This is a genomic window from Pseudomonas sp. FP1742 (genome assembly GCF_030687145.1).
In the GTDB taxonomy this organism is placed as follows: domain Bacteria; phylum Pseudomonadota; class Gammaproteobacteria; order Pseudomonadales; family Pseudomonadaceae; genus Aquipseudomonas; species Aquipseudomonas frederiksbergensis_D.
Genome location: NZ_CP117460.1, coordinates 6,103,849 through 6,128,561, shown reverse-complemented (window position 1 = coordinate 6,128,561; position 24,713 = coordinate 6,103,849). Strand labels below are relative to the sequence as shown.

General features: G+C 60.8%; 18 protein-coding genes. 13 read left to right on the top strand and 5 right to left on the bottom strand.

The features are described from left to right. The first annotated feature begins 138 nt into the window (after positions 1–138). Positions 139–1,098, top strand: a complete 960-nt coding sequence (locus PSH64_RS27850) for a GlxA family transcriptional regulator (RefSeq protein ID WP_105340889.1) — start codon at positions 139–141, stop codon at positions 1,096–1,098. 155 nt (positions 1,099–1,253) lie between these two features. Here the strand turns inward: PSH64_RS27850 and PSH64_RS27845 are convergent, their stop codons facing one another. After that, positions 1,254–1,670, bottom strand: a complete 417-nt coding sequence (locus tag PSH64_RS27845; protein ID WP_105340890.1) for a DUF3010 family protein — start codon at positions 1,668–1,670, stop codon at positions 1,254–1,256. Positions 1,671–1,750: 80 nt separating this feature from the next. Then, complete coding sequence (locus tag PSH64_RS27840) at positions 1,751–2,152, bottom strand: lysozyme inhibitor LprI family protein (RefSeq protein WP_105340891.1); 402 nt, start codon at positions 2,150–2,152, stop codon at positions 1,751–1,753. A gap of 235 nt (positions 2,153–2,387) precedes the next feature. Between PSH64_RS27840 and PSH64_RS27835 the strand changes: the two genes are divergently transcribed. From PSH64_RS27835 to PSH64_RS27790, 10 genes are all read left to right on the top strand, one after another. Beyond that, positions 2,388–3,365: a dipeptidase gene (locus tag PSH64_RS27835; protein WP_105340893.1), complete on the top strand. Its 978-nt coding sequence runs from the start codon at positions 2,388–2,390 to the stop codon at positions 3,363–3,365. A 79-nt stretch (positions 3,366–3,444) separates the two neighbouring features. Then, positions 3,445–3,975, top strand: coding sequence for a DUF5943 domain-containing protein (locus tag PSH64_RS27830; RefSeq protein WP_007926354.1), 531 nt, complete (start codon positions 3,445–3,447; stop codon positions 3,973–3,975). A 15-nt stretch (positions 3,976–3,990) separates the two neighbouring features. Beyond that, positions 3,991–6,051, top strand: coding sequence for a dimethylglycine demethylation protein DgcA (gene dgcA, locus PSH64_RS27825; RefSeq protein ID WP_086944436.1), 2,061 nt, complete (start codon positions 3,991–3,993; stop codon positions 6,049–6,051). 170 nt (positions 6,052–6,221) lie between these two features. Further along, positions 6,222–8,171: a dimethylglycine demethylation protein DgcB gene (gene dgcB, locus PSH64_RS27820; protein ID WP_105340894.1), complete on the top strand. Its 1,950-nt coding sequence runs from the start codon at positions 6,222–6,224 to the stop codon at positions 8,169–8,171. Next, positions 8,171–9,391, top strand: a complete 1,221-nt coding sequence (locus PSH64_RS27815) for an electron transfer flavoprotein subunit alpha/FixB family protein (protein WP_105340895.1) — start codon at positions 8,171–8,173, stop codon at positions 9,389–9,391. The genes dgcB and PSH64_RS27815 overlap by 1 nt, the downstream gene beginning before the upstream one ends. A gap of 15 nt (positions 9,392–9,406) precedes the next feature. After that, a complete protein-coding gene (locus PSH64_RS27810; RefSeq protein ID WP_019650283.1) occupies positions 9,407–10,177 on the top strand; it encodes an electron transfer flavoprotein subunit beta in 771 nt (256 codons plus the stop codon). Between the two features lie 21 nt (positions 10,178–10,198). After that, positions 10,199–10,765: a GNAT family N-acetyltransferase gene (locus tag PSH64_RS27805; protein ID WP_105340897.1), complete on the top strand. Its 567-nt coding sequence runs from the start codon at positions 10,199–10,201 to the stop codon at positions 10,763–10,765. A gap of 1,145 nt (positions 10,766–11,910) precedes the next feature. After that, entirely contained in the window at positions 11,911–15,363 is a 3,453-nt protein-coding gene (locus PSH64_RS27800; protein WP_305479256.1) for a GMC oxidoreductase, read from the top strand. Positions 15,364–15,592: 229 nt separating this feature from the next. Beyond that, positions 15,593–17,461: a hypothetical protein gene (locus PSH64_RS27795; RefSeq protein ID WP_305479255.1), complete on the top strand. Its 1,869-nt coding sequence runs from the start codon at positions 15,593–15,595 to the stop codon at positions 17,459–17,461. 26 nt (positions 17,462–17,487) lie between these two features. Then, the gene (locus tag PSH64_RS27790; RefSeq protein ID WP_305479254.1) at positions 17,488–18,732 is read left to right on the top strand and encodes a metallophosphoesterase; all 1,245 of its coding nucleotides are present in this window, start codon (positions 17,488–17,490) and stop codon (positions 18,730–18,732) included. A 123-nt stretch (positions 18,733–18,855) separates the two neighbouring features. Here the strand turns inward: PSH64_RS27790 and gbcA are convergent, their stop codons facing one another. Beyond that, complete coding sequence (gbcA, locus tag PSH64_RS27785) at positions 18,856–20,151, bottom strand: glycine-betaine demethylase subunit GbcA (RefSeq protein WP_105340901.1); 1,296 nt, start codon at positions 20,149–20,151, stop codon at positions 18,856–18,858. Positions 20,152–20,433: 282 nt separating this feature from the next. Between gbcA and gbcB the strand changes: the two genes are divergently transcribed. Next, positions 20,434–21,534, top strand: a complete 1,101-nt coding sequence (gbcB, locus tag PSH64_RS27780; protein ID WP_105340902.1) for a glycine-betaine demethylase subunit GbcB — start codon at positions 20,434–20,436, stop codon at positions 21,532–21,534. 78 nt (positions 21,535–21,612) lie between these two features. Here gbcB and PSH64_RS27775 read toward each other — a convergent pair whose 3' ends face one another. Both PSH64_RS27775 and PSH64_RS27770 read right to left on the bottom strand, forming a co-directional pair. Beyond that, positions 21,613–22,437, bottom strand: coding sequence for an NAD(P)-dependent oxidoreductase (locus PSH64_RS27775; protein WP_105340903.1), 825 nt, complete (start codon positions 22,435–22,437; stop codon positions 21,613–21,615). A 291-nt stretch (positions 22,438–22,728) separates the two neighbouring features. Beyond that, positions 22,729–23,769: a low specificity L-threonine aldolase gene (locus tag PSH64_RS27770; protein ID WP_105340904.1), complete on the bottom strand. Its 1,041-nt coding sequence runs from the start codon at positions 23,767–23,769 to the stop codon at positions 22,729–22,731. A gap of 127 nt (positions 23,770–23,896) precedes the next feature. Here PSH64_RS27770 and PSH64_RS27765 point away from each other — a divergent pair, with 127 nt between their 5' ends. Next, positions 23,897–24,616, top strand: a complete 720-nt coding sequence (locus PSH64_RS27765) for a TraX family protein (protein WP_305481215.1) — start codon at positions 23,897–23,899, stop codon at positions 24,614–24,616. The last annotated feature ends 97 nt before the right edge of the window (positions 24,617–24,713 follow it).

Sequence of the window (24,713 nt, the reverse complement as noted above, 5' to 3'; positions counted from 1 at the left end):
CAAAGCCCCCGTGAAAACGCACTGCGGCGACCAGCTCTTGCACTGCGGCGACCTGCGCACTTGAATGCCGCTTGCAAGTGGCGTATCAACATCCACACGCTACCCGCCCTCTCGTTACCTGCCAGTCGAGTGCGCTCCATGTCCCAGGATTTCTACTTCTTGTTGATGCCGGGTTTTTCGGCGATCGGTTTTATCTCGGCCATCGAGCCGTTGCGGGTCGCCAATCGCTTTCGTGGCGAGCTGTATCGCTGGCATGTGTTGAGCGCCGATGGCGGGGCGGTTCTGGCCAGTAACGGTATGTCGGTCAACGCTGATGCGGCGCTGGAGCCGCTGAAGAAAGGCGCGACCTTGCTGGTGGTCGCCGGTTTCGAACCGCTGAAGTTCGCCACCCCGGCCCTGGAGCATTGGCTACGTCGGCTGGACAACGAAGGCGTGACCCTCGGTGCCATCGACACCGGCAGTTTCATCCTCGCTGAAGCCGGCCTGCTCGACGGCCATCGCCTGACCCTGCACTGGGAAGCGATCGACGCCTTCAAGGAATCTTACCCACAGCTGAGCGTCACCCAGGAGCTGTTCGAGATCGACCGCCGACGCATCACTTCTGCCGGCGGCACCGCTTCCATCGACCTGATGCTCGACCTCATCGCCCAGGCCCACGGCCCGGAGCTGGCGATTCAGGTCAGCGAGCAATTCGTACTCGGCCGCATCCGCCCGCGCAAAGACCACCAACGCATGGAAGTCGCCACGCGATATGGCATCAGCAACAAGAAACTGGTGCATGTCATTGGGGAGATGGAACAGCACAGCGAACCGCCGCTCAGCACTTTGGAGCTGGCGGAATCGATCAAAGTGACCCGGCGTCAGCTAGAACGCTTGTTTCGCCTGCACCTGAACGACACACCGAGCAATTTCTACTTGCGCCTGCGGCTGGAGAAGGCGCGGCAGCTGCTGCGCCAGACGGACATGAGCGTGCTGGAGGTGAGCATCGCCTGCGGGTTTGAATCGCCATCGTATTTCACCCGCAGTTATCGGGCGAGGTTTGAGCGGTGCCCGCGGGAGGATCGGCGACGGTTGGGGGACGGGCGGGAGGTGGTCTGACTGCGTTCCAGGCCAGACACAAGACAAAATGTGGGAGCGGGCTTGCTCGCGAAAGCGCTGGATCAGTCGACATCAATGTTGAATGATCAGCCGCCTTCGCGAGCAAGCCCGCTCCCACATTCAGATCTGCGCTGCTCTGAAAGTCCGTGCCAGCCTTACTTCTTCATCAGCGCCGAGCAGGCCGCTTTGTAAGCCTCATGCTGATACTTGTTCAGCGTGGCCGGCAGTTCGAAATTGAACTTCTTGCTCTGCGCATTGATGGTTTGCGGCGACAGCAGCGTCACCTCGCAATTTTCCAGCAACTGGAAAACCCCTTCGATCTTGAACGTGGTCGGCCCACCGGCGAATTCACCTTTCTTGCTGCGCTTCTTGATCGCGATCCGGTCGATGGAATTCTCGCGCACAAACGACGCCACCTGAGCAGCAAAGAGTTTGACGTTGGCGGCTTCTTCGTCATCGTCGAGGGCGATTTTCTTGGTGGCCAGCGCGACGTGAGTCAGCCCCTGATCGTCGAGGGAGGCCACGGCAAGGATTGCTTCGCTGCCTTTGATTTCGATACCGCAGATTTTCATTTGAATCCCTTTACTGGCTGATGACGTGCAGCTTACAGCTCAAGTTGGCAAGTGTTTATGTCAACCGCTGTGGCAGCTTTTTACTCCTGCCCAATCGACTCCAAAAACTCCGACCGCTCGTCACTCATCCGCGCCACGCAATCGTTTTGCGCAATGTTGAAGGCTTTACTGCCGCTCGTCGCCGGGAACGCTTCCACCGCGCAATCGGCATCCCGGGTTTTCAGCCACTGCTGTTGCGCGGTCTTGATTTTGGCGGTGATGTCGGACAGTTGCGCCTTGTTACTGCCGTAGCGCGTTTGCATGCGCTCGTTCAGGTTTTGATAGTTGTCGTTCAGAAGCTGTTCGGCGGTGTTTCTGCTGTACGCCGAGCATTCCAGGGTCTGGACTTCGTTTTCGACGGCGTCGCAGGGGTTGTCGTCGGCCTCTTCGGCCGCCTGTACGCCAGTCGCTATCAGTACCAAAGCCAGCAAGATCGATTTCATTGCGTCGCCGCCCTTAATTCAGTGAAACATTCAGTGATGCGGCGAATTCTGGCCCATGCGGACGGGCTTGAACAGGTAGGTAATTACGTCGGTTGGCGACCCTTTGTCGCGGATTGACGCTTTCGGCAATTCCCCTGTCGTTTTTGCACCCGGCTGCCCCGTCCCTCAGGCATATGCTGGCCCCAAAGCGCCGGCAGACGATTCGGCGCATGAATCGCTAATAGGGGACAGCCTGATGAGCCCAGCCGAATTGCACGCCGACAGCATCGTTATCGACGGGCTGATTATTGCCAAGTGGAACCGTGAACTGTTCGAAGACATGCGCAAGGGCGGCCTGACCGCGGCCAACTGCACCGTGTCGGTGTGGGAGGGCTTCCAGGCCACCGTCAACAACATCGCCGCCAGCCAGAAGCTGATTCGCGAGAACAGCGACCTGGTGATTCCGGTGCGCACCACCGCCGACATCCGCAAAGCCAAGGAGCAGGGCAAGACCGGCATCCTGTTCGGTTTCCAGAATGCTCATGCTTTCGAAGACCAGATCGGCTATGTCGAGATCTTCAAGCAGCTGGGCGTCGGTATCGTTCAGATGTGCTACAACACCCAGAACCTGGTGGGTACCGGTTGCTACGAGCGCGATGGCGGCCTGTCGGGTTTCGGTCGCGAAATCGTTGCCGAGATGAACCGCGTCGGGGTCATGTGCGACCTGTCCCACGTCGGTTCGAAGACTTCCGAGGAAGTCATCCTCGAATCCAAGAAGCCGGTCTGCTACTCCCATTGCCTGCCGTCGGGCCTGAAAGTGCACCCGCGCAACAAATCCGATGAAGAACTGAAGTTCATCGCCGATCACGGCGGTTTCGTCGGCGTGACCATGTTCGCGCCGTTCCTGGCCAAAGGCATCGATTCGACCATCGACGACTACGCCGAAGCCATCGAATACACCATGAACATCGTCGGCGAAGACGCCATCGGCATCGGCACCGACTTCACCCAGGGCCATGGCCAGGACTTCTTCGAATACCTGACCCATGACAAGGGCTACGCCCGCCGTCTGACCAGCTTCGGCAAGATCATCAACCCGCTGGGCATCCGCACCGTGGGCGAGTTCCCGAACCTGACCGAGACCCTGCTCAAGCGCGGCCATTCCGAGCGCGTGGTGCGCAAGATCATGGGCGAGAACTGGGTCAACGTCCTCAAAGACGTTTGGGGCGAGTAAGCCGCCGCATCTGAAGAATCCTTTCCCCCGGCCGTCCGTGCCGGGGGCAACACAACGAATTTTCTGGAGTTAAGTTTCCATGGCCAAGATCGCCCCGCAATTGCCAATCGAAGTCGACAGCGAAACCGGTGTCTGGACCTCCGACGCCCTGCCGATGCTGTATGTGCCGCGCCATTTCTTCGTCAACAACCACATGGGCATCGAGGAAGTGCTGGGGGCCGACGCCTACGCCGAAATCCTCTACAAGGCCGGCTACAAGTCCGCCTGGCACTGGTGTGAAAAAGAAGCCGAATGCCACGGCCTGGAAGGCGTCGCGGTGTTCGAGCACTACATGAAGCGCCTGTCGCAGCGCGGCTGGGGCCTGTTCAAGATCCAGGACATCGACCTCGACAAAGGCACCGCCAGCGTCAAGCTCGAACACTCCGCATTCGTCTACGTGTACGGCAAGGTCGGGCGCAAGGTCGACTACATGTTCACTGGCTGGTTCGCCGGCGCCATGGATCAGATCCTGGCCGCTCGCGGCAGCAAGATCCGCACCGTCGCCGAACAAGTCTACGGTGGCTCCGAAGAAGGCCACGACGACGGTTTGTTCACCGTCAAGCCGTTGTAAGTCGAGGACCCCGCCATGGCTTTCGAAGCAATGTTCCAGCCGATCCAGATCGGCAAACTGACCATCCGCAACCGCGTGCTCAGCACCGCGCACGCCGAGGTCTACGCCACCGACGGCGGCATGACCACCGACCGGTACGTCAAGTATTACGAAGAGAAAGCCAAGGGCGGGATCGGCCTGGCGATTTGCGGCGGTTCCTCCAGTGTGGCCATCGACAGCCCGCAAGGCTGGTGGAAGTCGGTCAACCTGGCCGACGACCGGATCATTCCGCACTTCCAGAACCTGGCTGATGCCATGCACAAGCATGGCGCCAAGATCATGATCCAGATTACCCACATGGGTCGCCGCTCCCGCTGGGACGGCGAGCATTGGCCAACCCTGTTGTCGCCGTCGGGCATCCGTGAACCGGTGCACCGCGCGACCTGCAAAACCATCGAGCCGGAAGAAATCTGGCGGGTGATCGGCAACTACGCCAGCGCCGCGGCACGGGCCAAGGCCGGTGGCCTGGATGGCGTCGAGCTGTCTGCCGTGCACCAGCACATGATCGACCAGTTCTGGAGCCCGCGGGTCAACAAGCGTACCGACGAATGGGGCGGCAGCTTCGAGAACCGTATGCGTTTCGGCCTGGAAGTGATCAAGGCTGTACGCAAGGAAGTCGGTCCGGACTTCTGCGTCGGCATCCGTATCTGTGGTGACGAGTTCCACCCTGATGGCCTGAGCCATGAGGACATGAAGCAGATCGCCAAGTACTACGACGACACCGGCATGATCGACTTCATCGGCGTCGTGGGCTCGGGTTGCGACACCCACAACACCCTGGCCAACGTTATTCCGAACATGAGTTATCCACCGGAGCCGTTCCTGCACCTGGCCGCCGGTATCAAGGAAGTGGTGAAGGCTCCCGTGCTGCACGCGCAGAACATCAAGGACCCGAACCAGGCGACCCGTATCCTGGAAGGCGGTTACGTCGACATGGTCGGCATGACCCGCGCGCACATCGCCGACCCGCACCTGATCGCCAAGATCAAGATGGGCCAGGTCGACCAGATCAAACAGTGCGTGGGCGCCAACTACTGTATCGACCGTCAGTACCAGGGCCTGGACGTCTTGTGCATCCAGAACGCCGCGACCTCCCGTGAATACATGGGCGTGCCGCACATCATCGAGAAATCCACCGGGCCGAAGCGCAAAGTCGTGGTGGTCGGTGCCGGTCCTGCCGGGATGGAAGCGGCTCGCGTATCGGCTGAACGCGGCCACGACGTGACCCTGTTCGAGAAGAAAGAATTCATCGGCGGGCAGATCACCACCGCCTCGAAAGCCCCGCAACGGGACCAGATTGCCGGTATCACCCGCTGGTTCCAGCTGGAACTGGCGCGTTTGAAAGTCGACCTGCGCCTGGGCGTGGCGGCGGATGCGGCGACCATTCTCGACCTGCGTCCGGACGTGGTGGTGCTTGCCGTTGGCGGCCATCCGTTCCTGGAGCAGAACGAGCACTGGGGCGCGGCTGAAGGCCTGGTGGTCAGCAGCTGGGACATCCTCGACGGCAAGGTTGCACCGGGCAAGAATGTGCTGGTCTACGACACCATTTGCGAGTTCACCGGGATGTCGACCGCCGACTTCCTCGCCGACAAGGGCAGCCAGGTCGAGATCGTCACTGACGACATCAAGCCGGGCGTAGCGATTGGCGGCACCTCGTTCCCGACTTACTACCGCAGCATGTACCCGAAAGAAGTGATCATGACCGGCGACATGATGCTGGAAAAGGTCTATCGCGAAGGCGACAAGCTGGTGGCGGTACTGGAAAACGAATACACCGGCGCCAAAGAGGAGCGGGTGGTGGACCAGGTGGTCGTCGAGAACGGCGTGCGTCCGGACGAAGAAATCTACTACGCCATGAAGGAAGGCTCGCGCAACAAAGGCCAGATGGACATCGAAGCCCTGTTCGCGATCAAGCCACAACCTTCGCTGAGCCAGGCGGGCGACGGCTACTTGCTGTTCCGCATCGGCGATTGCGTGGCCCAGCGCAACACCCACGCGGCGATCTATGACGCGTTGCGGTTGTGCAAGGATTTCTAAGAGCTTGTGGAAACCTAAGTGGGAGCGGGTTTGCTCGCGAATGCAATCTGTCAACCGACATTGATGTCGACTGACCCACCGCTTTCGCGAGCAAGCCCGCTCCCACAGGAATCGAGCAAGGCATCCAGGTAGTTTGGCCTGCAAGACCCTGCGGTCTTTGGGAGCTCCACATGTTGAACACCCTTCTTCCAATCCTGTTGTTCGCTGCCCTGGGCCTGGCTGTCCTGGGCGCGTTGCGGCGGGTGGCTATGTGGCGTCAGGGCCGGGCTTCGAAAGTCGACCTGATCGGCGGTCTGTTCGCCATGCCCAAGCGTTACATGGTCGATTTGCACCACGTCGTCGCGCGGGACAAATACATCGCCAATACCCACGTCGCCACGGCCGGTGGTGCGGTGGCGTCCATTGTGCTGGCGATTCTGGTTCACGGTTTCGGCCTGCATAACCGCATCCTCGGTTATGCCCTGCTGTTGATGACGGCGGTGATGTTCGTCGGTGCGATCTTTGTCTTCCTGCGCCGCCGCAACCCACCGGCCCGGTTGTCCAAAGGTCCGTGGATGCGCCTGCCGAAAAGTCTGCTGGCATTCTCGGCGTCGTTCTTCCTGTTGACCCTGCCAGTGGCGGGCATCCTTCCGGAAAACTTCGGTGGCTGGGTACTGGCGGCGATCCTCGGCGTCGGTGTGCTGTGGGGTGTGTCGGAACTGTTTTTCGGCATGACCTGGGGCGGGCCGATGAAGCATGCCTTCGCCGGTGCCCTGCACCTGGCCTGGCACCGTCGCGCCGAACGTTTTGGTGGCGGCCGTTCCACTGGTTTGAAACCACTGGACCTGAATGATCCGACCGCGCCACTGGGCGTGGAAAAACCCAAGGATTTCACCTGGAACCAACTGCTCGGCTTCGATGCCTGCGTGCAGTGCGGTAAATGCGAAGCCGCGTGCCCGGCATTTGCTGCCGGCCAGCCGCTGAACCCGAAAAAACTGATTCAGGACATGGTCGTCGGCCTGGCCGGTGGCACCGATGCCAAGTTTGCCGGCAGCCCATATCCCGGCAAGCCGATCGGTGAGCACTCCGGCAACCCGCATCAACCGATCGTCAACGGTCTGGTGGACGCTGAAACCCTGTGGTCCTGCACCACCTGCCGTGCCTGCGTCGAGGAATGCCCGATGATGATCGAGCACGTCGATGCCATCGTCGACATGCGCCGCCATCTGACCCTGGAAAAAGGCGCGACCCCGAACAAGGGCGCCGAGGTCCTGGAAAACCTGATCGCCACCGACAACCCGGGCGGCTTCGCGCCGGGCGGGCGGATGAACTGGGCGGCGGATCTGAACCTGAACCTGCTCAGCGAAAAGAAAACCACCGACGTGCTGTTCTGGGTCGGCGACGGTGCCTTCGACATGCGCAACCAGCGCACCCTGCGCGCCTTCGTCAAAGTGCTGAAAGCGGCCAAGGTCGACTTCGCGGTGCTGGGGCTTGAAGAGCGCGACAGCGGTGACGTGGCCCGGCGTCTGGGCGATGAAGCGACCTTCCAGCTGTTGGCCAAACGCAACATCCAGACCCTGGCCAAATACCGTTTCAACCGCATCGTCACCTGCGACCCGCACAGCTTCCATGTGCTGAAAAACGAGTACGGCGCCTTCGACGGCAACTACCTCGTGCAGCACCACAGCACGTACATGGCGGAGATCATTGGCGAAGGCGCACTGAACCTTGGCCAGCACAAAGGCAGCAGCGTGACCTATCACGACCCGTGCTACCTCGGCCGCTACAACGGCGAGTACGAGGCACCGCGTGAAGTGCTGCGCGCCCTGGGCATCGAGATCAAGGAAATGCAACGTTCCGGATTCCGTTCGCGCTGCTGCGGCGGTGGTGGCGGTGCGCCGATCACCGACATTCCGGGCAAGCAACGGATCCCTGACATGCGCATGGAAGACATCCGCGAAACCGGCGCCGAACTGGTGGCCGTGGGTTGTCCACAGTGCACCGCGATGCTTGAAGGCGTGGTCGAGCCACGGCCGTTGATCAAGGACATTGCCGAACTGGTAGCCGATGCGTTGCTCGAAGACGCCGCGCCGGGAAAGCCTTCGGCACCGGCCAAACGTGAACCTGCGGAGGTGCATTGATGAGCGACATAATCCGCCGCGACCCTCGCGCTGAATGGATCGCCCGTAACCGTCTGCACCCGCTGCACGCGGCCATGCAACCGGCACAACACAGCTGGATGGGGCCGAACGGCATCATCCGCAAGAATCCTCACGGGATCGGTTTTATCGGCCCCAACGGCATCAAGCGGATTGACCGCAGTGGCGCTCAGCAGGGCGGGGCGACTAAACGCTCGGCGGCGGTTGAAGTGCAATTGCCGCTGCATCAAGTGGCTGCCCCCGCGTTCTACATCAGCGTGGTGCCGGACATGGTCGGCGGCCGCTTGAGCAGCCACGACCGCGACTTGCTCGGCCTGGCCCATCAGTTGGCCGGCAACGACGGCGCGGTACTGGCCGTGGTCTTCGGTGAGCACAAGGAAAACGCCTTCGCCACGGCGGGCGTCGACCGCTTGCTGGTACTGGAAGGCGACGAATTCAGCGGTTATGCACCGGAACAACGGGTCCAGGGCCTGCGGGCTGTGGATAACCAGTTCAGCCCGCGTCACTGGTTGCTGCCGGACAGCCGCAGCGGTGGCGGCGAACTGGGTCGGCGTTTTGCTGCCGCGCTGGGCGAGCGCCCGGCCACACGGGTCTGGCAGGTCAAGGATCAGGAATGCATCGGCCGTGCCGGTGCCGGTTTGCAGGACCTTGCGCGGCCAGTGGCACGCCTGATTCTGGCGGCTGCCGAATGCGCCGAACCGGTCAGCGAAACCCGTCACGAAGCGTTGCCGGTGGAGTTATCCACAGCGGTCGCTCGCAGCCTGTCGCGGATCGAAGATCTGGGCGCGGTGGCGGTGGACCCGGCGGCGATTCCGATGGCCGAAGCCGAGTTCATTTTCTCGGGCGGCAACGGGGTCAAGGACTGGGGACTTTTCCACAGGACGGCCGAAGCGTTGGGCGCGACCGAAGGGGCATCGCGGGTGGCGGTGGACGATGGTTTCATGGCGCGTGACCGTCAGGTTGGCGCGTCCGGCACCTGGGTCACCGCACGGGTTTACGTGGCGGTGGGGATTTCCGGGGCGATCCAGCACCTGCAAGGCATCGGTGCCTGCGACAAGGTGGTGGCGATCAACCTCGATCCGGGCTGCGACATGATCAAACGGGCCGACCTGTCGGTGATCGGCGAGAGCGCCGAGATTCTTCAAGCCTTGATCGATGCGGTAGAGGCTTACCGCAACGACGCCAAGCGCGATGCGGCTTAAGGGAAGGAAAGGGTTATGAGCACGAAAATCATCAGCCTGGTGTCCATCGGCGCCCACCCGACCTCCGGCCGGCCACGCCGCGCCGAGCAGGACGCGCGGGCCGTTGAGCTGGGTCTGCAACTGGCTGGGGATAACCTGCAAGTGCTGCACGCCGGCGACGTCGCGGAACCGGCGCTACGCGCCTATCTGGGCATGGGCCTGGAACAGTTGCATGTGCTGGAACAACCGGTCGGCGCGGATGCGCTGCCAGCGTTGACCGACTATTTGCGTGACGCCGGGGCGCAGGTGGTGTTGACCGGCAGCCAGGCGGAAACCGGTGAAGGCTCGGGCATGTTGCCGTTCCTGCTGGCCGAAAGCCTCGGCTGGCCGCTGGTGGTGGGTTTGGCGCAAGTCGAATCCATCGACGGCGGTTCGGCGCTGGTGCTGCAGGCCTTGCCTCGAGGTCAGCGCCGTCGCTTGAAAGTGCGCCTGCCGTTTCTGGCGACTGTGGATAACGCAGCGCCCAAGCCTCGGCAAAGCGCCTACGGTCCGGCGCGGCGCGGGGTGTTGCAGGCGGATGAAGTGGAAGTGGTCGACGATGAACTGCTGGCGGTGGCCACGTTGCAACCGGCCAAGCCACGGCCTAAACGCCTGAAGGTGATCAAGGCCAAGAGCGGTGCCGACCGCATGAAGGCCGCGACCGCCAAGGCCAGTGGCGGTGGCGGGCAGGTGCTCAAGGGTGTGACCGCGCAGGCGGGCGCTGAAGCCATCCTCAAGTTGCTGATTGAAGAAGGCGTGGTTCGCTAACGGCCCTGTGGAGTCCGGTATATGGCAGTTGAGTTTCGTTCGGCCCTGCGCGCGGATGCGCGGGAGATTGCTCGCTTGTTTCAGATTTCATCAGAAGGTGCGGCGGATTACATCTGGAGCCAACTGGCAAAGCCAGGCCAGGATTTGCTGGAGGTCGGCGCCAGTCGTTACGCTCGTGAAGACGTCGATTTCTCCTATCAGAACTGCCTGATCGCACAGGCCGAGGGAAAGGTCATCGGCATGCTGCACAGCTACGTGATGCGCTACGATCCTCAGGCCGCTCCCGTGACCGATCCGGTCCTGGCGCCGTATGCCACGATGGAAATCCCCGACACCCTTTATATTTCGAGCCTGGCCCTGCATGAGGGCTGGCGTAATCAGGGGTTGGGCAAACAATTCCTCGCCTACGCCTACGACCGTGCCAACCAGTTGGGGCTCAACGGTTTGAGCCTGATCGACTACGCGGCGAACACCGGCGCCCGACGGTTTTATGAGCGGCATGGCTTCCGGATCGTCGATACCTGCCAGATCACGCCTCACCCAATGATTCGGGTCACGGGGGAAGCCTATCTGATGTATCGGCCTTAAGGCATGAACCCAATCCGTGTGGGAGCGGGCTTGCTCGCGAAGACTGACTGACATTCAACGTCGATGCCGACTGACCCGCCGCCTTCGCGAGCAAGCCTGCTCCCACATGGTTCGATGTAGATCAAGATTGTGTGCACCCCAACAATCCACCGCGGTTACCCACAATCCCTGTTAGCGCTTCTGTGGATAACATGTTCGCCCCTCGCTACACCCCATGCCAATCAAGCCCTGCAGCCCTCCGTACAAAAAACAACCAGCCTAAGCCACGGTTTTTTCGAGCTTTTTCCACAGAGTGACGTCGCTCACGGGCCGATACTTGCCCCCAATCTCTGTTGGCGCTTCTGTGGATAAGATGTTCGTTGTCCGTTACAGGCCATACAGATCAAGGCTTTCACTGGGTTGATCAAATATTGTTCAATTCGGCGTTATCTCTCCCTAAACCTCCCGCAAACCCCGAATTCTCGCGGCTTTCAGCGGTTTTCCACAGAACCCGTAAAGTTGCCCCCAAAGTCTGTTGGTGCTTCTGTGGATAAGGTGTTCGCCATCCTCTGTACGCCCTGTAAAACGTGGTCTACAAGCTTCTGGTCAAAAAGTAACCAGTGCCCGGCTCAAACCCTGCTTCTGGATAAGTCACGGTTTTTCTTCGGTTTTTGTGCGGAAATTTCGCCTGCCATCCACAGTTGTCCCCATTTGCTGTGGGTGGAGGTGTGGATAACTTGTTCGCTGAACCCTGCAAGCCACGGCCCGCTTAGGCTGGAACGCGATAGATCAGATTTCATACAGTTCTAAGGCACTTCCTTGACTTCGATCTGTCGCCTGTCTTCACTCTCATGGCACAAGGACAGCCACCGCTTTATCCACATCTGGTTCAGGGAGAACGCGTGATGGATAGCCAGCCACATCGCTCGCAGCCACATTCGCACCCCAGCCCCTGCACGACCTGTGTTCCGACATCCGCCACCTTGTTGCACAAGCGGATTCACCGTCGCGCCGCCAATCAGCGCGCTCGTCTATAGCGCCTGGCCCCCCTTATGCCCTGACGCCGCTGCCATTGAGGCCCGACCGTGCCCGGTGACCAGGCGTTCGTTCGTCTATCGATTGCAGGCAACCACAGAGTTGCCCATCTGCCTGAGAGGAAATGACCCATGACACGGATCGCCACGCCCATCAGCGACATCAAGGAACATTACGACGTGATCGTCATCGGCTCCGGCTACGGCGGCGGGATCGCGGCGTCGCGCCTGTCCCGGGCCGGCAAGCGGGTATGCCTGCTGGAGCGGGGCCGGGAAATCCAGCCTGGCGAATACCCCAATACGATGCTGGCGGCCACTGAAGAGCTGCAAGTGCATGACCCGGACGGCCACATCGGTTCGCGCACCGGGCTGTTCGACCTGCACGTCAATGCTCAGCAGAACGTGGTGGTCGGTTGTGGTCTGGGCGGCACTTCGCTGATCAACGCCAACGTCGCGCTGGAGCCGGAGCCCGGCGTATTCGACGACCCGCGCTGGCCGCAGGCGGTACGTGAACATCGTGACACGCTGCTCAAGGACGGTTACGCCCGGGCTCGGGAAATGCTCAAGCCCAATCCCTATCCAAGCACTTCGCCGACGTTGCCGAAACTGGAGGCCAACAAAAAGTCCGCCGACTACCTCAAGCAAGACGCGCACTTTTATAAACCGCCAATCAACGTGACCTTCGACAAACTGCCCAACAACCTCAACCACGTCGGTGTCGAGCAGCTGCCGTGCAACCACTGCGGCGACTGCGTTTCGGGCTGTAACAACAAGGCCAAGAACACCACGCTGATGAATTATTTGCCGGATGCCTGGAACCACGGCGCGGAAATTTTCTGCCAGGCCGAGGTGCGGCATCTGGAGCGCGACGGCGACGGCTGGATCGTGCATTTCCAATACCTGGACAGCGGCCGCGAGAAATTCTCCGCGCCGACGCTGTTCGTCAAGGCTGACATTGTCGTGGTGTCGGCCGGCACCCTGGGTTCCACCGAAATCCTCCTGCGCTCTCGAGACAAAGGTTTGTCGACGTCCAGTCAGCTCGGCGAAAACATGAGCGGCAACGGCGACATCCTCGGTTTTGGCCACAACTGCGATGAAACGATCAACGGCATCGGTTTCGGTGCCCATCCGGCCAAGGAAATGAAACCGGTCGGCCCGTGCATCACCTCGATCATCGACATGCGCACCGAAGGCGACTGGCGCAGTCGCATGGTTATCGAAGAAGGCTCGATCCCCGGGGCTCTCGGACGGCCCATGGTGCCGAGCATGGCCGCGTTCGCCGGGTTGATCGGCAAGCCCAGCGATGACAGCTTCACCGGCAAGCTCAAGTACGCCGAACGCGAAGCCGAAAGCTTCCTGCGTGGCCCGTATCATGGCGCCCTGCACAACATGCAAACCTATCTGATCATGAGTCATGACGACGGCAAGGGTCGCATGGTGCTCGACAGCAACGACCAGCTGCGCATCGACTGGCCGGGTGTTGGCGAGCAGGAAAACGTCAAGATCGGCAATGAGCGCCTGCACCAGAGCACCAAGGCCTTGGGCGGGATCTGGGTCGAGAATCCGATCTGGACCGAGCTGCTCAAGCACAGCATCGTTTCCGTTCACCCGTTGGGTGGTTGTGTGATGGGCGAGGATGCGACGCAGGGCGTGGTCAACCACAAGGGCCAGGTGTTCAGTGGCGCCAGCGGCACCGATGTCTATGCCGGGCTGTACGTGGCTGACGGCGCGGTGATTCCGACCTCCCTGGCGGTCAATCCGCTGCTGACCATCTCCGCCGTGAGCGAGCGCAACATGGGCCTGCTGGCCGCCGATCGCGGCTGGCACATCGACTACACGCTGCCCTCGGCACCACGTAAACCAGTGGCGGCGCCGACTCTCGGCGTGCAGTTCACCGAAACCATGAAGGGGTATTTCTCCAAAGACTTCACCCAGCCGCAGGGCACCGATCTCAAGCTCTACGAAGCGGCGGCCAAACGCGGCAAGTCGGATAACTCGCCGATCGAGTTCACCCTGACCATCACCGCCAATGACCTCAACCGCATGATCAAGGAGCCGGAGCACGCCGCGACGCTGGTCGGTACCCTGGATGCGCCGGGGCTGTCGCCCGAACCGCTGACCGCCAGCAATGGCGTATTCAATCTGTTCGAGGAATATCAGGAACAGGTCGGCGTGCGGCACATGAACTACGACATGAAACTGACCGCCGAGGACGGCAGCGATTATTACTTCAGCGCATTCAAGACCGTGCCCGAAGACAACGGCGTGCTGAACGTCTGGCACGACACCAGTACCCTCTACGTGACGCTGTATCGCGGGCCGGACAAGACGGGCCAGGTGATCGGCTCGGGGGTGATGCACATCCAGCCGGCCGATTTCGCCAAGCAGATGACCACCATGAAGGTGCTCAACGCGCGCAACGAACGCGAACGCATTGAAGGGCTGGCGCGGTTCGGCAAGTTCTTCGCCGGCATTTTGTGGGAGAGCTACGGTGGAGTGTTCGCGGGCGATATCTACTTCAACCCCGATGCACCGCCCCGGCAGAAACGGCCGCTGGATGCGCCAATCCCGAGCGTGCATTTCTTCCAGACCGAAGACAATGTCCAGCTACGCCTGACCCGCTATCAGGGCGGCACCAAGGGGCCGGTGATGCTGGTGCATGGCTTGGGGGTGGGCTCGAATATTTTCTCCACCGACACCATCCAGACCAACCTGCTGGAATACCTGTGCAAGCACGAGTACGACGTCTGGCTGCTGGATTTGCGGGTGAGCATTCTGTTGCCCGTGAGCAAGAAGGAATGGAACGGCGACCAGATCGCGAAGTATGACTTCAAGGCCGCCATCGAACTGATCCAGCAGGCAACCCTCGCCGCCGACGTGCAGTGCGTGGTGCATTGCTACGGCGCGACGACGTTCTTCATGTCGCTGCTGGCCGGGTTGCAGGGGGTGCGTTCGGTGGTCTGTTCGCAGATCGCCGCCGATACGGTGGTCGCCACGGCAACGGGGCTCAAGGCCGGCCTGCATTTACCGGGGATGCTCGACGCCATCGGCATCAAATCCCTCACCGCGTATGCCGACAACAAGGAGAGCTGGTTCAACAAACTCTACGACAAGGCCCTCAATGGTTACGCCCGCATCGAGGCCCAGGGCTACTGCACCAACCCGGTGTGCCATCGCATCACCTTCATGTACGCGTCGCTGTACCGTCACGACACGCTCAACGAGACCCTGCACGACAACCTGCATGAACTGTTCGGCGAGTCGAACATGCAGACCTTCGAGCACCTGGCGCTGATCCTGCGCAAAGGCCAACTGGTGGACTTCAAGGGCCAGGACGTCTACATGCCGCACTTTGACCGGTTGACCATGCCGATCTGTTTCATCAGTGGTGAGGACAACCAGTGCTACCTGCCGGAAAGCACGCTCAAGACCTATGAACGGGTGTGCAAAGTCCATGGACCGGAGCGCTACAGCCGGCATGTGGTACCGGGTTATGGGCATATCGACTGCATGTTCGGCAAGAATGCGGTGGTCGATGTGTACCCGATCATCCTGCAACACCTGGAGAAGACGGCCCTCGGCTAGCACCGCTACCTGTGGCCTGGAGCTTGTTGTGGCGAGGGGGCTTGTCGGACCGCCGCACCGCCCCGTTCGGCTGCGAAGCAGTCGTGAAACCTGCAATCGCGGTTTTCCTGAATGACCGCATTTGCCGATTTGGGGCCGCTTCGCAGCCCAACGGGGGCAAGCCCCCTCGCCACAGGTAGGTACCCACTCAAGATTTGTTGGTGGATAGGGACAAAAGGAAAGGGATGCCATGGACAGTTACATCCGCTGGTTTCAACGCTTCATCTGGATAGGCATCGTGATGAACATGGTCTTTGCGATTCCGGCGCTGTTCGCGCCGGCGTTGCTGACCTCATTGCTCGGGATGCCTCCTCAGCTCTCCGATCCTTGGCTGGAGAACGCCGGCATGTTGCTGGTGGGGATCAGCCTGTTTTACATGCCGTCAGGCTTCAACGCACCCAGATACGTCGTGCATTCGTGGCTGTGCGTGTTATCGCGGTTGGTCGCGGTGGCGTTCTGGATCTACCTGATCAACACCAGCAACCAGGCCCAGGTGTTCGTGCCGATGCTGCTGGGCGATCTGGGCATGTTCCTGATCCTGGGGATTCTGCTGTACCTGGGCAGCGCGCCGGCCAATCGGCCATTCGCATTGCTTCGCGACGGTTGGCAGGAGTGGCGCGCAGCGTGGGCGCGCCGCTGGCAGCGGCACAGTTTCAAGGTCGCCACGCTGGTCGTGGTGCTGGCGCTGGGGTTCATCGGCTACGAAACCTGGTACCAGATGCTGCGGGTGGTGCCGGCCGAGCAGTACGCCTCCGACGAAGACCACTACAAATACGCCGCCATCGGCCTGGGCATCGAAGCACGGATTCCCTATTACCTGTTCGCCGTGTTGCCGCAGATGTGCCCGGAGAAACTGCCGAAACCCGGCGGCTATGAAGTCTTCGGTTTCCTCTATGAAAACGGCAAGGATCTGCCGATCGGCATGGCCAAGCGGCAGATCGGCTACCCGACCGTGGAGCCCAACTGTGCCCTGTGCCACACCGGCTCCTACCGCGCCAATGCCAGTGACGTCGCGACCCCGGTGGCCTCCGCGCCGGCCAATACCCTGCAGCTGCAGGCCTTCCAGTGGTTCGCTTACGATTGCGCCAGCGACCCGAAATTCACTCCCGACGCGGTGATGGCTGCGATCAACAGCAAGTTCCAGCTCGGTTTTTTCGAGCGGTTGTACAACCGATATCTGATCATCCCGATGGCCACGAGCGCGTTGATCAAGCAGAAACAGGCCTATGCCTGGCAGCAACTGCGCGCACCGCAAGGGCCGGGGCGCACCGACACCTTCAACCCGACGAAAATGGTGGTGTTCGGCTTCCCGGATGACTCGACCATCGGCACTGTCGACCTGCCGCAAGTCTGGAACCAGAAACCCCGGGAGTCGCTGTACCTGCACTGGGACGGCAACAATAACGATATCCATGAGCGCAACTACGCGGCGGCCATGGCCGTGGGCGCGACACCGGACTCGGTGCTGCCGGACAGTTTTAACCGGGTGACCAATTGGCTGCTGGGCCACAAGGCACCGGCCTGGCCATTCGCGCTGGATCAGGCCAAGGTCGCCCGGGGCAAACCGGTCTGGGAAAAAAATTGCGCCGGCTGCCATGACTTCGGCCGCACCGACACCGGTCAGGTCACCACCACGATTGATGAGTTGGGCACCGATCCCCATCGGCTGAACTCGTTCACCACTGGGTTAGTGACGGCTTTCCACGGCTTCAAGAAACCGCCGTTCGACTTCGGTGCCTACCGCAAGACCCAGAGCTACAGCAACACGCCTACCGACGGTATCTGGCTGCGTGCGCCGTACTTGCACAACGGCTCGGTGCCGACCCTGTGGGATTTGCTGCAGCCACCGGAACAGCGGCCGTTGGTGTTCTTCACCGGCTCCGATATTTACGACCAGGACAAGGTCGGCTTCGTCACCGGTGGCGAGCAAATGAAAGCCTCGGCGGACTTCAAATACGACACCCGTCTGGAGGGCAACCACAACGGCGGCCACCTGTACGGCACGCAGTTGTCGGAACTCGATAAGCGGGCGCTCATCGAGTTCATGAAAACCCTGTGATTCCACTACGGATGGAGGAAAGAAACATGTCATTGGTCAGTCATTGGGAACACGAGTACGACAAGGTCAAGGTACGCCTGCACGGCGTGCTCACCCGCCTGGAAATGGCCTGGAAGAAGCTCGTCAGCGAGCTTGAGCCTGAGGAGTACCAGGCCATCGTCGCGCTGCTGCAACGGGGGCATGATCAGGCGCAATACGTGCTCAAGCACGGCGATATGCCGGACGATCAGCCGAGTGTGCCGTGGGAGTTGTCCCACGGCTTGTCGATCCTGCACATCGGTAACGCCAGTCCTCTGCCGCAATCGGTAGACGAACTGCAAACCCGAGTGCTCAAGGATGGCAGCCTGCTCGGTTGTCGCAAATGGGAGCTGCTGGATCTGTTGTGGAGCGAAGCGTTGCTGAAGTGGATCGAGAACCTGCGGCATCACGCGCCGTTCGCCACCACCCCGGCGCTGATGCGCATGGACAGCGACGTGACCCTGGCCATCGCCGGCGACTGGGGCACCGGGCCGTTCGACAGCCATGCCCCGGCGGTGGCGGTGGCGAACCAGATGCAACTGGCCCAGGCTGACTTCACCATCCATCTGGGGGATGTGTATTACGCCGGTACCCGCTCCCAGGAAGACGTGGACATGGTCGGCTGGCCGATGGGCAAGCAGGGCTCGTTCACCCTCAACTCCAACCACGAGATGTACAGCGGCGCCCATGGCTACTTCAAGGAGCTGGTCAAGCGTTTCCCGGCGCAGCAGGGCACCAGTTATTTTGCGTTGTACAACGATGACTGGCTGGTGATCGGGCTCGACACGGCTTATGCCTCAGATCCAATCAATCTGTATATGGACGGTGCGCTGAACAAGCAGCAGATCGACTGGATGAAAGACTTGCCCAAACGCAAGAAGGTCATGGTGCTCAGTCATCACCAGGGCTTCGACATTACCGGTCATAACAAGACATCGTTGTATCAGCCGGTGTGTGATGCCTTGGGGCGCGAGCCGGATTACTGGTACTGGGGGCATTTGCACAACGGCATCTGCTACGCCACCCAGGGTGGGCTGCATGCACGCTGCGCCGGGCACGGAGCGATTCCCTACGGCAATGCCAGCGAGCTGAACGGGCATTCGCGGGTGCTGTGGTCGGAAACGCAAAATGCGCGGGATGAGGCGTACCCGGATCGGGTGCTGAACGGTTATGTGAAAGTGCGGCTGGTGGGGGAGAACATCGAAGAGACGTTTATCGGCGAGGATGGGTCGGTGCGGTGGTCTTCGAGTTGATGGGGTGAATGTGCGATCGCTTTCGCGAGCAAGCCCGCTCCCACAGTTGATCGGGTCGTTCACAGATTTTGTGTACGCCACCGAACCAATGTGGGAGCGGGCTTGCTCGCGAAGCTTTTGTTCTTAGCCTTGAACCGGAACACCTTTGAGGTAAGGCGCAGGCTCGGCCCCCAGGTTGTTCAGCATCCGCTCGCTGTACCAATCCACGAAGTTCACCACACCAAACTCATAGGTCTTGGAGTAAGGCCCTGGCTGGTACGCGGTGGAGTTGATCCCGCGCTGGTTCTCTTCGGCCAGGCGACGGTCCTGGTCGTTGGTGGCATCCCAGACCTGGCGCATGCGCTCCACGTCGTAGTCCACGCCTTCGACCGCGTCCTTGTGCACGATCCACTTGGTGGTGACCATGGTTTCCTGGGCGCTGATCGGCCACACGGTGAACACGATGATGTGGTCGCCCATGCAGTGGTTCCACGAGTGCGGCAGGTGCAGGATGCGCATCGAGCCCAGGTCCGGGTTCTTGATGCGACCCATGAGTTTGGCGCAGCCCTGTTTGCCGTCCATGGTCATCGACACGGTGCCTTTGAGCAGCGGCATGCGCACGATGCGGTTACGCAGGCCGAAACTGGCGTGGGCGTAAGGGATCTTCTCGGCTTCCCAGGCAGCGGCGGAAGCGGCTACGTGGTCCTTGAAGGCCTGGTCGGCACGGGGGTCGGTAACGTCGTCCCATTCCAGCAGGGTTTTCAGCAGTTCCGGGTGCGACGCGTTGCAGTGGTAGCACTCGCGGTTGTTTTCCAGCACCAGTTTCCAGTTGGCTTTTTCCATCAAGGTGGTTTGCACCGCCACCTTGGTGTTCTCCATGTCGTACGGTTCCATGTAATGGCTGAGCGTCGACAGGAAGTCGTCAATGGCCGGCGGGTTTTCCGCCAGGCTGATGAAGATGTAACCGCCGGCGGTCTTCACGTTCACCGGCTTGAGGCCGTACTGCTTCATGTCGAAGTCGGCGCCCATCTCGGTGCCGGCGAACAGCAGGCGACCGTCCAGCTCGTAGGTCCACTGGTGGTAGTGGCAGACCAGTTTGGCGACCTTGCCTTTTTCACTGGTGCACAGCCGTGAGCCGCGGTGACGGCAGACGTTGTGGAACGCATGGACCACGCCATCGGCGCCGCGAATCACGATGATCGGGTTCTTGCCGACTTGCAGGGTCAGGTAATTGCCTTTGGCCGGGATTTCGCAGGTCATGCCGGCGATCAACCACTCTTTCTGGAAAATTTCCTGCATGTCGATATCAAACAGCCGCTCGTCAGAGTAAAACGGCTGCGGCAGCGAAAAGGTGCGCTCGCGCTCTTGCAGCATCTGCGCGGTGGCCTTGCGTGCGGGTTCCAGTGGATCGCCCAGGCTCAGGGTAGTGGTGACGTCCATCGTGTGTTTCCTCAAGGCCATCTGCGTGGCCGCGAAAGTGGCTGATCAGGTTTGCTACGCAAGGTGTAAAGGTTGTGTCTTGGTATGGGGCGAGTGTGGGGCCGGCGCGCACCAGAACCTTATCCATGGGCGACATGGCCCAATCTGTTCCCGACGCGCAACCCCCGGTAATTGGGGGCTGGTCGCGATAAGTATGTGAATGTCGCAGATAGGTAAATGGCGGGGCTGCGCTATACGCAGAATCGCCAATATGAAGGCCGGTAGTCGGCCGTGGAGATCAGCATGTCCAACAGCTTCCTGAACCCGGTAACCACCCAGACCTGGGCCAATGGTCGACATATAGTCCGTTGCGTCAAAGTCATCCAGGAAACCTGGGATGTGCGCACCTTCTGCTTCATGGCCGACCAGCCGATCCTGTTCTTCTTCAAGCCCGGGCAGTTCGTCACCCTGGAGCTGGAAATCGACGGCGTGCCGATCATGCGCTCCTACACCATTTCCAGTTCGCCGTCGGTGCCGTACAGCTTTTCGGTGACCATCAAGCGCGTGCCGGGGGGCAAGGTGTCCAACTGGCTGCACGACACCCTGCACGAAGGCCAGGAACTGGCGGTGCACGGGCCGGTCGGGCTGTTCAACGCCATGGACTTCACCGCGCCGAAAGTGCTCTACCTCAGCGGCGGTGTCGGCATTACGCCGGTCATGTCCATGGCGCGCTGGTTCTACGACACCAACGGCAATGTCGACATGGTGTTTATCCACAGCGCCCGTTCGCCCAAAGACATCATTTACCACCGCGAGCTGGAGCACATGGCATCGCGGATCGACAACTTCAGCCTGCACCTGATCTGTGAGAAGCATGGTCTGGGCGAGCCGTGGGCCGGTTATCGCGGTTACCTGAACCACAAGATGCTCGAACTGATGGCGCCGGACTTCCTTGAGCGTGAAGTCTTCTGCTGCGGCCCGACCCCGTACATGAACGCGGTCAAGCGCATGCTCGAGGCGGCGGGTTTCGACATGAAGCGTTATCACGAAGAGTCCTTCGGCGCGACGCCGCCGGAAGCTCGTGCCGACGCCGTGGAACAAGCCGAACAGGCAGCGGATGCTCCGGAAATCGACGCGGCGGATCTGCATCAGGTGGAGTTCACCGCCTCCGGCAAGAGCATCCGCGTGGGCCCGGGCGAAACCGTCCACGCAGCGGCCGCCAAGCTTGGCCTGTTGATTCCCAAGGCCTGCGGGATGGGGATCTGCGGGACGTGCAAGGTGATGAAGCTGGGCGGCGAGGTCGAAATGGAGCACAACGGCGGGATTACCGAGGAAGACGAAGCCGAAGGGTTCATCCTGTCGTGCTGCAGTGTGCCGAAGGGTGATGTGCGGATCGAGTTTTGACATCGGCTGCAACCAACTCTTGATGCTTGCGTCGAAACCTGTGGGAGCGAGCCGGCTCGCTCCCACAAAGGTCGGTTTTCAGTCGATAAACAGGTCGGGCATCAGGGTGTCGGTTGTGCCCGGCGCAAATCGATACCCTTCAAAATCCGTCACCCCGTGCTCACCCAGTATTTCTTCATCGATCAGCAACCGACCGGTAATGCTGCGGCCGCTGCTGTCCAGAATGACGTGGGCGGCATCCGCCATGATCGCCGGTGTGCGCGCATGTTTGAACGACTCCCGCGAGCCCAGCTGAAACTCGATGGCGGCCGTGGCAATCATGGTCTGCGGCCACAGGGAGTTGACGCTGATGCCGTAGGCGGCGAATTCCTCGCTCATGCCCAGGGTGAGCATGCTCATGCCGTACTTGGTGATCGTGTAGGGACTGTATTGGGCAAACCATTTGGTGGCCAGGTTCAGCGGCGGTGACAGGTTGAGGATGTGGCCGCCGGTTTTTTTCAGATAGGGCAGGGCGGCCTGACTGCACAGCAGCACGGCACGAGTGTTGATCTGGTGCATCAAGTCGAAGCGCTTGAGTTCGATGTGCTGCACCCCGGTCAGTTTGATCGCCCCGGCATTATTGATCAGCGCATCGATGCCGCCGAAATGCTCGCTGGCGTTAATCATGGCCTGCTGCACGATGGTTTCATCGCGCACATCCACCTCCAGGGCCAGCGCCTTGCCACCCGCGGCTTCGACTTCCGCTGCCACGCTGAAGATGGTGCCAGGCAGTTTGGGGTGAGGGGCGGCGCTTTTCGCGGCAATCACGATGTTGGCCCCATCCTTTGCTGCTCGCAGCGCGATTTCGCGGCCGATCCCGCGGCTGGCGCCGGTGATGAACAGGGTTTTGCCTTGTAATGACATGCGGACGCTCCTGATGGGTGATCCGGGCGGATCGAAACGGCTCGCCAGTCAATGTAGACCAACTCTTCCGTGATCATTTCGCATGAGGGCTTTATGTGGCGAGGGGGGGCTAATGCCAGTCAATTAAGATGCCGAACCTGTGGGAGCGGGCTTGCTCGCGAAGAGGGAGTGACAGGCAACATTAATGTCGACTGACACTCCCTCTTCGCGAGCAAGCCCGCTCCCACATGGATTGCGATTAACTGACTGGCATTAGGGCAAGCCCCCTCACCGCAAAAGCTGGGTAAGGCTTCAGGCCGTCATCACTTGCCGGATATCCGCCGCCAGTTCCCGCACGCGTTCTTCTTCGGTGTCCCACGAACACATGAAACGCGCGCCGCCGTTACCGATGAAGGTGTAGAAGCGCCAGCCCTTGGCGGTCAGCGCGGCGATGGCCGGTTCCGAGAGTTGCAGGAACACGCCGTTGGCCTGCACCGGGAACATCAGTTCCACGCCAGGAATGTCGCTTACCAGCTCGGCCAGCAACTGCGCGCAATGGTTGGCGTGGCGGGCGTATTTGAGCCAGGCATCGTTTTCCAGGATCCCGACCCATGGCGCGGAGAGAAAACGCATCTTCGACGCCAGTTGCCCGGCCTGTTTGCAGCGGTAATCGAAGTCTTCGGCCAGTTTGTGGTTGAAGAACAGAATCGCTTCGCCCACCGCCATGCCGTTTTTCGTACCGCCGAAGCACAGCACGTCGACGCCGGCCTTCCAGGTCAGGTCGGCTGGCGAGCAGCCCAGGTATGCGCAGGCGTTGGAGAAACGAGCGCCGTCCATGTGCAGGTTCAGGCCCAGTTCCTTGCAGGTGACGCTGATGGCGCGGATTTCTTCCGGGGTGTACACGCTGCCGACTTCAGTGGCCTGGGTCAGGGTCACGACGCGCGGTTTAGGGTAGTGGATGTCCTGGCGCTTGAGGGCGATTTCGCGGATCGATTCCGGCGTCAATTTGCCGTTTTCGGTGCGGGCGATAAGCAGCTTGGAACCGTTGGAGAAAAACTCCGGCGCGCCGCATTCGTCGGTTTCGACGTGGGCGGTTTCCGAGCAGATCACGCTGTGGTAACTCTGACACAGCGACGACAGGGCCAATGAGTTGGCGGCGGTGCCGTTGAAGGCGAAGAATACTTCGCAGTCGGTTTCGAACAGTTTGCGGAATTGATCCGCAGCGCGTGCGGTCCACTCATCGTCGCCGTAAGCGCGCTGGTGGCCGTGGTTGGCCTGTTCCATGGCAGCCCAGGCTTCAGGGCAGATACCGGAATAGTTGTCGCTGGCGAATTGTTGGCTCTTGTCGGTCATGGCCGGCTTCCGTGATCGAGGCGCTTGTGGCGCTTCGTTGGTCAATGATGGTGCGCACTTTACCGAAGATCGTCCGGGGAGCACACGGGGTGAGTCTGTCAGAAAAATACAAATGCCTTGGGCAATTATGCACATGACTCAACGGGACGGTGCACTGGATCTGCTCAAGTGGCTGGCACTGCTGAGCATGGTGCTCGATCACCTGCGATATGTCGGTTATTCCGTCGATATCCTTTATGTTCCGGGCAGGTTGGCGTTCCCGTGGTTCTGTCTGGCGATGGCGGCGAACCTGTCGCGTGTCCGTACAGTGGCGACCGACAGCCAGTGGCACTACCTCGGTTGGTTGTTGCTGTTTAGTGCCCTGAGCGAAATTCCCTACCGGATGTACATCCCCGATCCCGGCACCTTAAACGTGTTGCCCACGCTCGCCCTGGGGTTGTTGCTGGCGCGTGGCTGGCAGCACAGGACGCTGCAATCGCGACTGTTGGCGGCGCTTGCCTTGTTGCTGGCGGCACTGTTCCCGGAGCGACTGATGTTCGGTTTCTTCGGTGTGCTGTTGCCACTGGCGATGTTGCTGGTGATCCGGCGGCCCTGGTATTTCAGCCTGCTGCCGGGGTTGGTGTGCCTGGCGGCCAATCAGTGGGAGGTTCTGTATCAGGCCGCCCGGTTCGGTAACGCGTCCGCCGTGCTCGGCATTGCCACTTGTCTGATCGCGCCATTGGCCGGTCTGCTTTTGCTGCGCCACGCCGGCCGATTAAAACCGCCGCCACCGATGCGTCGCTGGGCTTATACCCTGTATCCGCTGCATTTTTTGCTGCTGCTACTCGTTCGCCAGATTGCTGCCTGACCCTTGTGGGAGCGGGCTTGCTCGCGAATGCGTCAGGTCATTCGATATCAACGGTGGATGACACACCGCATTCGCGAGCAAGCCCGCTCCCACAGGG

Coding starts and splice junctions, on each gene's coding strand:
- PSH64_RS27850 (WP_105340889.1), top strand. CDS start 139: ATGTCCCAGGATTTCTACTTCTTGTTGATGCCGGGTTTTTCGGCGATC.
- PSH64_RS27845 (WP_105340890.1), bottom strand. CDS start 1,670: ATGAAAATCTGCGGTATCGAAATCAAAGGCAGCGAAGCAATCCTTGCC.
- PSH64_RS27840 (WP_105340891.1), bottom strand. CDS start 2,152: ATGAAATCGATCTTGCTGGCTTTGGTACTGATAGCGACTGGCGTACAG.
- PSH64_RS27835 (WP_105340893.1), top strand. CDS start 2,388: ATGAGCCCAGCCGAATTGCACGCCGACAGCATCGTTATCGACGGGCTG.
- PSH64_RS27830 (WP_007926354.1), top strand. CDS start 3,445: ATGGCCAAGATCGCCCCGCAATTGCCAATCGAAGTCGACAGCGAAACC.
- dgcA (WP_086944436.1), top strand. CDS start 3,991: ATGGCTTTCGAAGCAATGTTCCAGCCGATCCAGATCGGCAAACTGACC.
- dgcB (WP_105340894.1), top strand. CDS start 6,222: ATGTTGAACACCCTTCTTCCAATCCTGTTGTTCGCTGCCCTGGGCCTG.
- PSH64_RS27815 (WP_105340895.1), top strand. CDS start 8,171: ATGAGCGACATAATCCGCCGCGACCCTCGCGCTGAATGGATCGCCCGT.
- PSH64_RS27810 (WP_019650283.1), top strand. CDS start 9,407: ATGAGCACGAAAATCATCAGCCTGGTGTCCATCGGCGCCCACCCGACC.
- PSH64_RS27805 (WP_105340897.1), top strand. CDS start 10,199: ATGGCAGTTGAGTTTCGTTCGGCCCTGCGCGCGGATGCGCGGGAGATT.
- PSH64_RS27800 (WP_305479256.1), top strand. CDS start 11,911: ATGACACGGATCGCCACGCCCATCAGCGACATCAAGGAACATTACGAC.
- PSH64_RS27795 (WP_305479255.1), top strand. CDS start 15,593: ATGGACAGTTACATCCGCTGGTTTCAACGCTTCATCTGGATAGGCATC.
- PSH64_RS27790 (WP_305479254.1), top strand. CDS start 17,488: ATGTCATTGGTCAGTCATTGGGAACACGAGTACGACAAGGTCAAGGTA.
- gbcA (WP_105340901.1), bottom strand. CDS start 20,151: ATGGACGTCACCACTACCCTGAGCCTGGGCGATCCACTGGAACCCGCA.
- gbcB (WP_105340902.1), top strand. CDS start 20,434: ATGTCCAACAGCTTCCTGAACCCGGTAACCACCCAGACCTGGGCCAAT.
- PSH64_RS27775 (WP_105340903.1), bottom strand. CDS start 22,437: ATGTCATTACAAGGCAAAACCCTGTTCATCACCGGCGCCAGCCGCGGG.
- PSH64_RS27770 (WP_105340904.1), bottom strand. CDS start 23,769: ATGACCGACAAGAGCCAACAATTCGCCAGCGACAACTATTCCGGTATC.
- PSH64_RS27765 (WP_305481215.1), top strand. CDS start 23,897: ATGCACATGACTCAACGGGACGGTGCACTGGATCTGCTCAAGTGGCTG.